A 13,734-nucleotide genomic window follows, 5' to 3' on the forward strand; every position below is an offset into this window, starting at 1 on the left:
ATCGCCGCGCCTCCTCCGAGGCGATCCTCCTCCGCATCCCGATCCCCCGCCCCTGCCGAGGACGCCCCCATGCGGCCGAGCCCCCTCGTCCTCCTGCCTCTCCTGCTGGCGCTCCCCTGCCTCGCCGACGACGCCCCCCGGCTCGTCGATGGCCGGTTCGGCCAGGCCCTCGACGCCCGAGCAGGCGGTTACATCGCCCCCACCGACGACCGCTTCGGCACCCGGCCGGTTTCGATCGAGCTCTGGGCCCGCCTGCTCGACCGAGACGCCGGCGCCGTGCTGCTCTCGAACGAGGCCCCGGCCTCCGGCACCCACTGGGAGCTGGTCATCCTCCCCGGCTCGGCCGCTCTGGCCTTCCGGGCCCCCGGCATGACTCCGCCGGTCGTCTCGGCCGAGGGGCCGATCGGAGACGGCCGGTGGCACCACCTCGCCGCGCTGGTCGAGCCCGATCGCGTTCGCCTCGTCGTCGACGGCCAGACCCGGGCCGACCTTCCGGTGGCCCCCCGCCCCTTCCCCTCCCAGCGGAGCGGCCTGGCCGTCGGCACCCGCATCGAGGACCGCTCTCCGAACGCCGCGATGATCGACGACGTCCGCATCTCCTCCGGCCTCCGAGACGTCATCGCTCCCCCCGAGTCGGCGCTGGTCGTCGACGATCGGACGATCGCCCTCTGGAGCTTCGACGAGTCCGAGGCCGACTACCTCGCCCGCTGGACTCCCGGAGGCGAAACCAACCAGCGCGGCCTGCCCTACCCGCACCGCTACGCCGACTACGAGTTCATGACCGACGACGACTGGATCGACGGCCGCTGGCAGCAGACCGACGTCGGCCCCTTCGCCTCCCACTCGACCCTCCTCCCCAACCGCCAGGTCGGCCCGAAGGGGCTCACCCTCTTCCTTGGCCCCGAGCGCTCCTCCGCCGCCCTCTTCGACCTCGAGCGCTGCTCGGTCGTCGCCGCGCTTTCCCCCTCCTCCTGGAGGAGGGATCCGATGCGATTCGGGCTGCTCCGCAAGCCGACCCTCGAGGGCCGGCTCCTCTCCTACGTCGCTCCGGCCAAGACCTGGCGCCATCCCCCCGCCGACGGCTCGGCCGACGCCCTCCCCCTCGATCGCACCGAGGTCGACTACCGAGGCCTTCGCCTGCACGGCGATCGGGTCCTGCTCTGCTACGACCTGCTCGGCGGGGTCGTCGAGGAGACCTGCGCCGAGGAACGCGCCGAAGAGCTGGTCGCCGTCGCCCGGCACCTCCGGATCGAAGGCCTCGACGCCCCCGCCTGGCTCACCCTGGCCGAGCTGTCCGAGCCCGTCTCGATCGCCGTTGAGGACGGCCTGGTCCTCGCCTCCTCGTCGGGAGACGACGGCGCCGTTCAGGCCGTCGCCCTTGTGTCCGGGACCGGGACCGGGAACGGGGCTGGGTCTGGGCCGCTCCTCCTGGAGGCCCGGGGGGGAGACGTGATCCTTCCCCTCTCCGCCGGAGACTGCTCGGCCACGGTCCTCCTGTGGTCCGGGCCCGCCGACCAGCTCTCCTCGTTCGAGGCCCTGGCCCGATCCCGGCCCGCTCCCCCCGAGTTCGACACGCTCCGCCTCCCCGGCCCCCGCCGATGGGGACAGCCGATTGTTCCCGGCGGCACCCTCGGCGACGACGACGGCCGCTCCCCCTTCATCATCGACACCATCGCCGTTCCGACCGACAACCCCTTCCGAGCCCTTCTGTTCATCTCCGCCCTCGACTTCTTCCCCGACGGCTCCGCCGCCGTCGCCACCGCCCACGGCGACGTCTGGATCGTTCGGGGGCTCGACGGCGACCTCCGGCACGCCTCCTGGCAGCGCTTCGCGACCGGGCTCTACCAGCCCCTCGGCCTGAAGGTGGTCGAGGGGAAGGTCATCGTCCTCGGCCGAGACCAGCTCACCCGGCTGCACGACGACAACGGCGACGGCGAGGCCGATTTCTACGAATCGTTCAACAACGACCTGATCATCCAGGGGGTCGACCACGCCTTCGCCATGAGGCTGGAGACCGACCCCGACGGCAACTTCTACTTCCTCAAATCCGGAGCCGGCCCCCACGGCAGCGCCCTGCTCCGCGTCTCCCCCGACGGCTCCCGGCTCGACGTCGTCGCCCGGGGCTTCCGCCACCCCTACGGCCTCGGCGTCGGACCCCAGGGCCAGATCACCGTGGCCGACAACGAGGGGAACTGGGTCCCCTCCTCCAAGATCGACCTGATCCGATCGGGCGGCTTCTACGGCTTCCTCGGCTCCGCCGCCGAGGCCCCCGACGGCCTCCGGCCCGATCCCCCGCTCTGCTTCATCCCCAAGGTGGCCGACAACTCGTCCGGAGGCCAGGTCTGGGTCACCAGCAACCGCTGGGGAGACTACCACCGAGGCGGCATGCTCCATCTCTCCTGGGGCCGCTGCACCCTCCACGCGGTCCTCCAGGACGAGGTCGATGGCGTTCCTCAGGCCGCCACCGTCCGGTTCCCCGGCCTGACCTTCCGCTCCGGATCGGCAGAGGCCGCCTTCAGCCCCGCCGACGGCCAGCTCTATGTCGTCGGCCTCAACGGTTGGCAGACCGGTGCCGTCGCCGACGGCAGCTTCCAGCGCGTTCGGGCTACGGGGCGTTCCGTCGCCATGCCCTCCGCCTTCCAGGCGTTCGAGGACGGCCTGAAGCTCACCTTCTCCGTCCCCATCGACCCCCAGACCGCCGCCGATCCCCGCCGCTATCGAGCCGAGCGCTGGAACTACCGATGGTCCGGCACCTACGGCTCCTTCCACTACTCCCCGTCCGACCCCTCCCGGATCGGTCACGACCCCGTCCCCATCACCGCCGCCGAGCCCCTGCCCGACGGCCGCGGCGTCTTCCTCCGCGTCCCCGACCTGGCTCCCGTCGACCAGCTCTGGCTCGCCACCGACCTCCTCGACGCCGACGGCTCCCCCCTCCGCTTCGACCTCTACGCCACCCTCCACGCCCTCCGGCCCCCGATCTCGGAATCCCCCGACTAACGGCCGCTCCCCCTTGCCTCCCCTCCCTCCTCGAGGGACGGGAGGCAAGGCCAGCGTCGCCGGCCATGCCCTCCGGTTCCGTCCCCCCTCCCCAGTCGAGGACGTCCGAAACCATCGTCGCGACGTCCGTCGGCCGGTCGTCGCTTCCATTCCTCTCTGGTGTCGGTTCTCTCTGGTTTCTGTTTTCTCTGGTTTCTGTTTTCTCTCGTTTCTGTTCTCCGTTCCCGCTCGCCCGCACCCCCTCTCGACTCCTCCCCTCCCTCTCGAAACGGTCATCCTCCGTCTCCGCCCCGAGCGACCTTCCCTCAGAGCCCTTCCTCCAGCCGCTGCAACTCCACCATATCCCGATACAATCCGCTCCGTTCGATCAGCTCGTCGTGCCCTCCGGCCTCGACCACTTCTCCTCCCTCCAGCACGAGGATCCGATCCGCTTCCCGGATTGTGCTCAGGCGGTGCGCGATCACGAACGAGGTTCGGTCGCGCATCAGGTCCGCCAGCGCCCGTTGGATCAGCCGTTCGCTTTCGGAGTCGAGGTTGCTGGTCGCCTCGTCCAGGATGAAGATCACCGGGTCCGCCAGGATCGCCCGGGCGATCGCCAGGCGCTGCCGCTGCCCGCCGCTGAGGCGGACGCCCCGCTCTCCGATCAGCGTGTCGTAGCCGTCGGGCAGCGCCTCGATGAACGCCGCCGCGTTCGCCGCCCGGGCCGCCTCCTCGATCTGCTCCCGGGACGCCCGGCGATCCGAGTACGCGATGTTCTCCGCCACCGTCCCATCGAACAGGAAGACGTCCTGCTCCACGATCCCCAGCAGCCGGCGGTAGCATTGCAGGTCGATCTCCCTCAGGTCCCTGCCGTCCAGCCGGATCGACCCCGCCGTCGGGTCGTAGAACCGAGCGATCAGGTTGCAGAGGGTCGTCTTCCCCGCGCCGCTCCTGCCCACCAGGGCGATCGTCTCCCCCGGCTCGACGTCCAGGTCGATCCCCCGGATCACCTCCTGGTCGTGCCCCGGGTACGCGAACCGGACCCCGTCGAGGGTGATCCGGCCCGCCACGCGGTGCTTGCGGACCGGGATCGCCCCCGGGTGCGAGGCCAGCTCCTCCGGCTCGGCCAGCAGGTCGAGCACGCGGTCGAACCCCGACAGGTTGTTCTGCAGCGCCGTCATGTTCGCCGCCAGCACGGCGATCGGCTCCAGCAGCATGGCCAGGTAGACCAGGAACATCATCAGGTCACCCGGCGAGAGCTCCCCCCGCAGCACCTGCCAGCCGCCGTAGAGCAGCAGCGCCCCCGAGGCCGTCGGCATGAGCAGGTCCCAGAACAGGTCGAACGCCCGGGCCCGGTACCAGCCGAGCATCTCCAGCCGGGTCAGCAGGTGGCTCTCCAGCACGAACCGGGTCGCCTCGGTCTTCTGCCGGCCGAAGGCGCGCACCACCCGCATGCCGCCGAAGGTCTCAGTGCTCTTGGCGTCGATCTCCTGCCGCTGCCTCCTCGCCCTCCGGTGGATCGGCCGCAGGACCACGTTCCAGAGCCGGTCCGCCCAGTACGCCATCGGGACCAGCCCGATCGCCCCCAGCAGGAACCGCCAGTCCACCCAGGCCAGGATCACCAGCCCTCCGGCGAGCTGCGTCACCGCCCGCCACGGGTTGTACACCATGTTGAAGACCATCTCGCCGGGAGCCCCGGCGTCGTCCCGGATCAGGCTCGACAACCCCCCCGACTTCAACTGGGAGATCCGGTGCAGCGGCAGCCGAGACGCATGCTCGAACACCCTCCTCCGCACCCTCACTTGCAACTGCTTGGCCACCACCGTCGCCCGCCAGCGCCCCCAGACCCCCAGCAGCGCTCCGAGCACCGACACCCCGAAGACCACCGCCACCACCCCGGCCAGCTTCCCCAGGCTCGACGACGGGATCGGCACCCATCCCGGCACCGACTCCGGCAACGGCCTCGCCAGCAGGACGTAGTCGATCACCACCTTCGTCGCCGCCGGGGGGATCAGCCGCAGCAGCGTGCCGATCGTCAGCGTCCCCAGCGCGAACGCCACCGCTCCCCGGTGCCCCCGCATCAGGAGGAACAGCGCTCGGTACAGTTCCCAGACCGACCGGTGCCTCGGCCTCGCCGCGTCCGGCCCCCGTTCGATCGCCCCCGCCCCTCGGCCGATCGTCCCTCCCGCCTCCCGTCGCGATCGGATCTCCTCCTCCCGCCTCCTACTGGAAACCCAGTGCCCCTCGCTCAAGATGCCCCTCCTCCCCCGGGCCCTTTCCCCGACGATTCCTCGACGATCACTCTGAACTCATGGTAGGCATCCCCGTCGAGGGCCCCCCGGCCGATTCCGCCCGCCGACCAGGCCCGCCGACCACCGGGTTCGGGCCCGAGAGCGCCCCGCTCCCGCGTCCGCCCGATCACCTCGAGCATCGTCCTGACCCCCCCCACCACCACCACACTCCATCCATTCACCCCACCGCCATTTTCCTCCAACTGGCATTGCGATCCCCGCCCCGCTCGCGTAAGCTCTGATACTTCGTAGCGTAAAGGGTTTCCGAATTACGGCCTCTCCACGAAGATCGGCCGGTGCCTTGCGGGGCGTGCGATGGCGATCACCAAAGAGAAGAAGCAGGAGATTATCGACGCGTTCCGGCGCGAGGAGAACGATACGGGTTCGCCCGAGGTGCAAATCGCCTTGCTGACGGCCCGAATCAACGACCTGACCGAGCACTTCAAGATCCACAAGAAGGACCACGCCAGCCGCCGAGGGCTGCTGATGCTGGTTTCCAAGCGATCCGGCCTGTTGAAGTATCTGAAGCAGACCGACCGCAAGAGCTACCTCGAAGTGATCGGCCGGCTCGGCCTCCGCAAGTGAGTCGATGACCGGCCCGGATCGCCGGGGCGGCTCGCCGCCGGGACGGCCCCCCTCGGGGCCTCCTCCGTCGATTTCCTCTCGCGATCCGGCCCCGGCCGCTTCCCCTCTCTTTCCGCCCGGTCCCTCCGGCCGGCGCCTCGCCATCGCCCCCTCGTCCGGCGTCCTCGCCGACATGAGGTAAGGGTGGGCATGTCCACGTCCGTCACTTCCGCTCCCGTGAATCCGACCAAGAAGTACGCCGTCGTCGAGCGCGCCCTCGGCGGGAAGGTCATCTCGATCGAAACCGGCAAGCTGGCCAAGCAGGCCACCGGCGCCGTCGTCGTCCGCCTCGGCGACACCATGACGCTCGTCGCCACCGTCGTCGCCGCCGGCCGGGAAGGGCTCGACTTCTTCCCGATGACCGTCGACTACCGCGAGAAGGTTTACTCCGCGGGCAAGTTCCCCGGCGGCTTCATCAAGCGCGAGGGGCGTCCTTCCACCAAGGAGATTCTCACCTCCCGCCTGATCGACCGCCCCCTGCGGCCCCTCTTCCCCGCCGACTACCGCATGGAGGTCCAGATCCAGGCCGGCCCGATCTCCGCCGACCGGGTCAACGATCCCGACGTCATCTCCATCCTCGGCGCCTCGGCCTCGCTGACCATCGCCCCAGACGTCCCCTTCCTCGGTCCCATCGGCGCCATCCGCCTCGGCCGGATCGACGGCACGCTCGTCCCCTTCCCCACCGCCGACGAGATGGCCGAGTCCGACCTCGACCTCGTCGTCGCCTCCACCCGGGAGAAGGTGACGATGATCGAGGGCTTCGGCAAGGAACTCCCTGAGCCGGAGATGCTCGAGGCCATCCTCGAAGCCCACCGCCTCAACCAGGAGCTGATCACGCTGCAACTGGAGCTGCGCGAGGCCATCGGCCTGCCCCCGCTGGTCCACCCCGAGCCCGCCCCCGACCCCCTGCTCGAGGAACTCTACCGCCGCTACGCCGCCGACCTCCGCGAGGTCAAGAAGATCAAGCTCAAGCAGGAGCGCAACGCGGCCACCAAGGAACTCCAGGAGCGCGTCGTCGCCGAGATGGCCCCCGAGCCCTCCCCCGGCCAGGAGCCCTCCCCCGACGCCCCCACCCCGCTCCAGGTCAAGTCCGCCTTCTACACCCTCCAGGAGCGCGTCGTCCGCGAGCTGATCCTCGACGGCTACCGCTCCGACGGCCGGGGCCCCAAGGACCTCCGCCCCATCTCCTGCGAGGTCAGCCTTCTGCCCTGCGCCCACGGCTCCGCCATCTTCCAGCGCGGCGAGACGCAGGCCCTCGTCACCACGGTGCTCGGCACCGGGGCCGACGAGCAGAAGGTCGACGGCATCATGGAGGAGTACTCCAAGAAGTTCTACCTCGACTACAACATGCCCAGCTTCGCCGTGGGTGAGGTCCGGCCCATCCGAGGCCCCGGCCGCCGAGAGATCGGCCACGGCATGCTCGCCGAACGCTCCGTGGCCCCGGTGCTGCCCGACCCCCAGCGCTTCCCCTACACCATCCGAGTCGTCAGCGACATCCTCGAATCCAACGGCTCCAGCTCGATGGCCTCGGTCTGCGGGGCCACCCTCAGCCTGATGGACGCCGGCGTGCCAATCTCCGACCCCGTCGGCGGCATCTCCATCGGCCTGGTCGAGGACCCCAAGTCCCACCGCCACATCCTCTTGACCGACATCATCGGTGATGAGGACCACTTCGGCGACATGGACTTCAAGGTCGCCGGCACCCAGCACGGGATCACCGGCATCCAGCTCGACGTCAAGAACGTCGGCCTCTCCGAGGAGATCATCCGAGGCGCCCTCGACCAGGCCCGAGAGGCCCGCGTCGAGATCCTCCGCACCATGCTTCGCGCCATCAAGCGCCCGCGCGACTCGATCTCGATGAACGCCCCCCGGCTCATCCAGCTCCAGATCGACCCGCAGAAGATCGGCATGCTCATCGGACCCGGCGGCAAGACGATCCGCCGGCTCCAGGAGGAAACCGGCACCAAGATCGATGTCGAGGACACCGGCATCGTCACCATCGCCAGCCCCTCCGCCGCCGGCGCCGAGGAGTGCCGAGACCGGATCGAGGGGATGACCGCCGGCGTCCAGCTCGGCAAGATCTACGAGGGTCGCGTGATGTCCGTCAAGGACTTCGGCGCCTTCGTCGAGCTTCTGCCCGGCCAGGATGGCATGGTCCACATCTCCGAGCTGACCGACGGCTACATCAACAGCGTTTCCGACGTCTGCCGAGTCGGCGACACCATGCTCGTGAAGGTCATCGCCATCGACGAACAGGATCGCGTCAAACTCTCCCGCCGCCAGGCTCTGGCCGAGCGCGGCATCGCGGACACCGTCGAGTCCAAGCCCCGCCCCCCCGCTGGCGAGGGCGGCGACCGCGGCCCCCGCTCCGGAGGCGGCGACCGCGGACCCCGCTCCGGCGGCGGCGGCCGAGGCCCCGGCGGGCCCCCTCCCCGCGACCGCGACCGCGACCGCCGCTGAGCACAGGGAGGGCTCCCCCCGTCTCGCCGTCCGATCGAGAGCGTGAGCGAGACTCCGGGGGCCTCTGGCGGCGTGATCGGGAGCTCCTGTCCTCGCGATGGGGTCGGCCGGGATCGCCGCGGCGCGGAACCCGGGACCTCCATCGCAGGGAAGCACGGGCGAGTCCGCCGATGGAGGCCCCCAAGCCCGATCGATCGGACGCCCGAGCGACCGGGTTCGTCGCGATCCCGGCCCTCCCCGTCGTCTCCTCCGGCCCTCAGGCCCCGGTCTGACCCCCGGACCCCGCCGTCTCTCGGACCGAGCCCCGCCCCCCGATCCCTCCGAGGGGAGCCCGCCCCATGGCCCGATCCCCCGCCGCCGAGCTGGAAGACGCCGTCGCCGCCGCCGCCGCCGCCACCTCCCCGGCCGAGGCCCCCGGCACCGATCCGGAGGCCGCCCTCCCCCCCGAACAGGCCCAGCACCTGCGCGACCAGTACGCCGAGATCGCCCAGCTCGCCGGCGGGCTGGCCCACGAGATCCGCAACCCCCTGTCCACCATGCGGTTGACCCTCGACCTCCTCGCCGAGGACTTCCGCGACCCCCAGTCCGACCGCGAACGCCGCGCCCTGCAGAAAATCGAGCGGGTCCGCAAGGAATCCCACCGCCTCGAATCGCTGCTGGAGGACTTCCTCCGCCTCGTCCGAGTCGGCGGCCTCCACCTGGCCCCGACCGATCTGAACGCCGTGGTCGAGGACGTCCGAGACTTCTGCGAGCCCCAGTCCCTCGCCCAGGGCGTCGTGACCCGCTTCCATGCCGATCCCGACCTGCCGCCGATCGCCCTGCACGTCGATTCGTTCAAGCAGGCCCTGCTGAACCTCATCCGCAACGCCCAGCTCGCCATGCCCGACGGCGGCGAGCTAATCCTTCGCACCCGCCGCCAGCCCGACGGCGGCGCCCGGCTCGACGTGATCGACACCGGCTCCGGCATCCCTCCCGAGGTCCAGCCCCGCATCTTCGACCCGTTCTTCTCCACCCGTCCCCGAGGCACCGGCCTGGGCCTGCCCATGACCCGACGCATCCTCCTGGCCCACGGCGGCTCCATCACGCTCGACTCCGAGCCCGGCAAGGGGACCCAGTTCTCCATCCTCCTGCCCGCCGCCCCCCCCGATCAGCCCGATCGGCCCGATCGGCCCGATCGGCCCCTCGCCGGAGGCGACGGCTGATGGAGGTCCAAATCCGCGTCCTGGTCGTCGATGACGACGAGCCCCACGCCGAGGCCGTCGCCGAGAGCCTCCGCCGCGTCGGCTACGATTGCACCGTCGCCGTCGGCGGCCGGGAGGCCCTCCGCCTCATCGAGGAGCAGCACTTCGACATCATCGTCACCGACCTCGTCATGGAGCCCGTCGGCGGCCTCGAAGTCCTGCAAAAAGCCAAGCAGGAACTCCCCGACGCCGAGGTCGTCATCCTCACCGGCCACGGCACCATCCAGACCGCCGTCCGAGCCATGCAAGGGGGGGCCGCCACCTACCTGACCAAGCCGCTCGACATCAACGAGCTGCGCGACGTCGTCGCCAAGGCCAGCAAGTCCCGACGGCTGGCCCAGGAGAACCTGGAGCTCCACCGCCAGCTCCAGGAACGCTTCGGCTTCGAGGGGGTCGTCGGCAACAGCCCCCAGATGAAGGCCATCATCGACAAGCTCCGCCAGGTCGCTCCCACCACCGCCACCGTCCTCATCCTCGGCGAGAGCGGCACCGGCAAGGAGCTGGTCGCCAAGGCGATCCACAACAACAGCCCGCGCAAGAGCAAGCCCTTCGTCGCCCTCAACTGCGCCGCCCTGTCCGACACGATCCTCGAGTCCGAGCTGTTCGGCCACGTCAAGGGGGCCTTCACCGGCGCCGACCGCGAGCGCAAGGGGCTCATCGAGCACGCCAACGGCGGCACCCTCTTCCTCGACGAGGTCGGCGACCTGCCCCCCCAGACGCAGGTCAAGCTCCTCCGCGTCATCGAGAGCGGCGAGATCCTCCGCATGGGCTCCAACGAGCCGATCCACGTCAACGTCCGGCTCGTCACCGCCACCAACCGCGACCTGCCGGAGCTGATCAAGGAGGGGAAGTTCCGGACCGACCTCTACCACCGCATCAAGGTCATCAGCATCAAGCTCCCCCCCTTGCGCGAGCGTCGGGAGGACATCCCCCTGCTGATCGACCACTTCGTCCGAGAGTTCTCCTCCCGATACGGCCGGCCCCTCCCCGGCATCGCCCCCGACCTGCGCAAGGCCCTGATGGCCTATTCCTGGCCCGGCAACGTCCGGCAGCTCCGCAACGTCGTCGAGAGCCTCCTGGTCATCGACACCAACGGCGAACTCGGGCTCGACGACCTCACTGATGAAGAGGTCCTTGCCTCGGCGGGGGTCGCCCCCCAGGCCTCCGGCGGTGCGCAACTCGTCGGCCAGCCGATGGACGCGATCGAGGCGCACTACATCGCCGAAACCCTCCGCCTCACCGGAGGCAACCGCGAGGAGGCCGCCCGCCTGCTCGGCATCGGCGAGCGCACGCTCTACCGCAAACTCAAGGAATACGGCATTTCCTGATCGGCGGCCAGACCGGGCCCGGACCGCCGAGGCTCCGGCGGCCCGGGCGCCGATGCGTCCGCTCACCGCTCCGCCGTCTCCGGCGAGCCGAGCAGCTCCGCGATCAGGTCGCCGATCGCCTTGGCGTTCGCCTCTCCGCTGCCGACCCGAACCATCCGGACCTTCCCCCGCTGGTCGATGACGACCGCCTGCGGGATGCCCGACACCTGGTAGAACTCCGACATCGCGTCGCCGTCCTGGATCGCGAAGCGGTGGGTCAGGCCGTGGTGCTCGGCGAACTTCTCCAGCATCGCCCGCTCTTGCTCCGGGGTGGTCCCCGGCGTGGGTACGGCCCGGCCGGCCTCGTCGTCCCACTGGAACTCGTAGTAGTTCGTCAGGCCGATGATCACCAGCCCCTTGTCGCCGTACCGCTCGTTCCACTCGATCAGGTGCGGGAAGGTCGCGATGCAGGGACCGCACCAGACGGCCCAGAAGTCCAGGAGCACGACCTTGCCTTGCAGGTCCGAGTCGCTCAGCGGCTCGCCGTTGACCCAGGCCGAGACGGCCAGCGGGGCCGCGTCCTGGCCCACCAGCTTCTCCCGGGCGAGGTTGCTCTCGACCGCCTCGGCGATCTGGTCGAGCAACTGGCTGGTCTGGTCGTAGGCCGGGGCGCTGGCCGGCGTCGCCTTGGCCTTGGCCTCGGCCAGGAAGTCTCGGGCGGTCGCCAGGGTCTTCGCCGCCTCCGCCGGGGCCGAGTAGGCCGTCTCGGCCAGCTCCGTCGAGAGCTTCGTCCGCAGCAAGGAGATCGCGTCGGTGTCATCCGGGTGGGCCGACACCGCGGCCATCGCCTGCTCGAGGGTGATCTTGGCGGCCTCCAGCCGGCTCTCCAGCAGGGGAACCACCTGCATCGCCTGGGCCTTGATCTGCTTGGCCTGGTCGCCGGTCGGCTCGATCGCGCCGATCAGCGCCCGCATCCCCTCGATCTTCTCCTCGGCCGCCGCCGGGTCCGACCGCAGGTCGGACAAAATCGCCTGGATCGCCGCGTTCACATACGCCGAGAGCGTCTCGACCGAGTTCGGGTCCTTCTTGACCGCCTCGGCCGCCTCCGACAGGGCGTCGCCGCCCGGCTCCTGGGCCGTCGCCGGCATCGCCAGCAGGCCGGCCGCCGCCATCGCGAGCATGATGCGCTTGAGCATTCGATTCCCGTTCCGCTTCGAGGTGTCCCGGGCATCCCGCCGGGGGGTCGACTCCCCGCCCCGACCGATTCCGGACCGCTGGGATGGGCCAGATCGTCGGTCGAACCGAGCACGCTTGACCAATTAGAACGCCTTGACACCCCCCCCCCCCCCCCCAAAAACCCCCCCCCCCCCCCCGCCGCTCCCGCCCGCCGTTGCCCGCTCCCGGCCCGATCGCGCACAATGGGCCCGCGTGGACTCACCCTCCCGATCCCCCGCGACTCCGCACCCTCAAGGAGCCCCCCGTGACTCCCCTGTTCCTCGGACTCGCCCTCATGCTCCCCGCCGAGCCCGACGACGCTCCCGCTTCCCCCGTCGAATGGATCGCCCACCGCGGCGAATCCTTCGACGCCCCCGAGAATACCCTCGCCGCCTTCAACCTCGCCTGGGCCCGGGGCGTCCCCGCCATCGAGCTCGACGTCCACCTCACCGCCGACGACCGCCTCGTCTGCATCCACGACGCCTCCACCGAGCGCACCACCGGCGTCGACCTCGCCGTCAAGGACACCCCCCTCGACCGGCTCCGCTCCCTCGACGCCGGCTCCTGGAAGGACCCGAAGTTCGCCGGCGAGCCCCTCCCCTCCCTGGAGGACGCCCTGGCCACCATCCCCGACGGCTCCCGCTGCTTCATCGAGGTCAAGGTCGGCCCCGAGGCCGTCCCCGCCCTCGTCCGGGCCGTCCGCTCCTCGGGCAAGACCCCCGACCAGCTCGCCGTCATCGCCTTCAACCCCGACACCATCGCCGAGGCCAAGCAGGCCCTCCCCGAGATCCCCATGTACTGGCTCTCCGGCTTCCGCCGCGACGACCAGACCGGCGCCCACACCACCACCATCGACGAGCTGATCGCCCAGGCCCGCTCCATCCACGCCGACGGCCTCGACCTCAATTACCGCGGCCCCTTCGACGCCGACCTCGTCCGCAAGGTCAAGGACGCCGGCCTCCGCCTCTACGTCTGGACCGTCGACGACCCCGAGATCGCCCGCCGCTTCGTCTCCCTCGGCGTCGACGGCATCACCTCCAACCGCGCCTCCTGGATGCGGGACCAGCTCTCGTCCCCTCGCTGATCCCGCACCCCTCCTCCCCCCCCCGGCGAGGTGGCTGGGGTCGTGTCGACCCCAGCGTCGGAGGCCGTTCGAGCCGAGGTCGACACGACCCCAGCCAACCCGCCACACATGAGCGATTGCAAGAGGTAGGCAGGGGACATTTGGATACGCTCTCGGCCGTCCGGGCCCTTGAGTCGGGCGGCGTCGGGAGAAAATGAGACTGGAGCCGACGGAATCCCCGATGGTGTCGCTGAGGGGCCCGTGCGCGCCGAGCGATCGCGGTGCGTCGGACGGGCCGGAGCGAGGGGTATCATCTCATTCCCTGCTCAGTCGAGGCACACCTCGGGGGGAGCATCATGAGCGGCGGCATCTCGCAGAAGCGGATCGAGGCGAACCGGCGGAACGCGCAACAATCGACCGGGCCGAGGACGGACGAAGGAAAAGCACGCAGCCGGGCCAACGGCTTGAGGCACGGGATGGCAGCGGAGGTGCTCGTGCCGGAGGAGGATCGAACCGCCTATGAACAGATCCTCGAACGCTGGCGCCGAGAGGCGGGG

General features: G+C 70.4%; 8 protein-coding genes and 1 pseudogene. 7 read left to right on the plus strand and 2 right to left on the minus strand.

What is annotated here, in order from left to right:
* The first annotated feature begins 69 nt into the window (after positions 1–69).
* Entirely contained in the window at positions 70–2,997 is a 2,928-nt protein-coding gene (locus TsocGM_RS27660) for a LamG-like jellyroll fold domain-containing protein (protein ID WP_126726295.1), read from the plus strand.
* Positions 2,998–3,302: 305 nt separating this feature from the next.
* Here the strand turns inward: TsocGM_RS27660 and TsocGM_RS15080 are convergent, their stop codons facing one another.
* Positions 3,303–5,228, minus strand: coding sequence for an ABC transporter ATP-binding protein (locus tag TsocGM_RS15080; protein ID WP_233578905.1), 1,926 nt, complete (start codon positions 5,226–5,228; stop codon positions 3,303–3,305).
* 354 nt (positions 5,229–5,582) lie between these two features.
* Between TsocGM_RS15080 and rpsO the strand changes: the two genes are divergently transcribed.
* The 4 genes from rpsO (at position 5,583) to TsocGM_RS15100 (ending at position 10,920) form a co-directional block, all read left to right on the plus strand.
* Positions 5,583–5,852 carry a 30S ribosomal protein S15 gene (gene rpsO / locus TsocGM_RS15085; RefSeq protein WP_126726296.1) on the plus strand — a complete coding sequence of 90 codons (270 nt, stop codon included), beginning with the start codon at positions 5,583–5,585 and terminating at the stop codon, positions 5,850–5,852.
* A 189-nt stretch (positions 5,853–6,041) separates the two neighbouring features.
* Positions 6,042–8,351 carry a polyribonucleotide nucleotidyltransferase gene (pnp, locus tag TsocGM_RS15090; protein ID WP_126726297.1) on the plus strand — a complete coding sequence of 770 codons (2,310 nt, stop codon included), beginning with the start codon at positions 6,042–6,044 and terminating at the stop codon, positions 8,349–8,351.
* A gap of 338 nt (positions 8,352–8,689) precedes the next feature.
* Positions 8,690–9,553 carry a two-component system sensor histidine kinase NtrB gene (locus TsocGM_RS15095; protein WP_126726298.1) on the plus strand — a complete coding sequence of 288 codons (864 nt, stop codon included), beginning with the start codon at positions 8,690–8,692 and terminating at the stop codon, positions 9,551–9,553.
* Positions 9,553–10,920 (plus strand): sigma-54-dependent transcriptional regulator, encoded by a 1,368-nt coding sequence (locus TsocGM_RS15100; protein ID WP_126726299.1) that lies wholly within the window; start codon positions 9,553–9,555, stop codon positions 10,918–10,920. The genes TsocGM_RS15095 and TsocGM_RS15100 overlap by 1 nt, the downstream gene beginning before the upstream one ends.
* 62 nt (positions 10,921–10,982) lie before the next feature.
* On the opposite strand, the gene TsocGM_RS15105 is transcribed toward TsocGM_RS15100, so the two are convergent.
* Positions 10,983–12,095 (minus strand): TlpA family protein disulfide reductase, encoded by a 1,113-nt coding sequence (locus TsocGM_RS15105; RefSeq protein ID WP_126726300.1) that lies wholly within the window; start codon positions 12,093–12,095, stop codon positions 10,983–10,985.
* A gap of 284 nt (positions 12,096–12,379) precedes the next feature.
* Between TsocGM_RS15105 and TsocGM_RS15110 the strand changes: the two genes are divergently transcribed.
* Complete coding sequence (locus TsocGM_RS15110; protein WP_233578907.1) at positions 12,380–13,198, plus strand: glycerophosphodiester phosphodiesterase; 819 nt, start codon at positions 12,380–12,382, stop codon at positions 13,196–13,198.
* A 335-nt stretch (positions 13,199–13,533) separates the two neighbouring features.
* Positions 13,534–13,734, plus strand: a pseudogene (locus TsocGM_RS15115) (hypothetical protein); the annotation flags it as partial.

Origin of the sequence: Tautonia sociabilis, assembly GCF_003977685.1 — a bacterium.
Taxonomy (GTDB): domain Bacteria; phylum Planctomycetota; class Planctomycetia; order Isosphaerales; family Isosphaeraceae; genus Tautonia; species Tautonia sociabilis.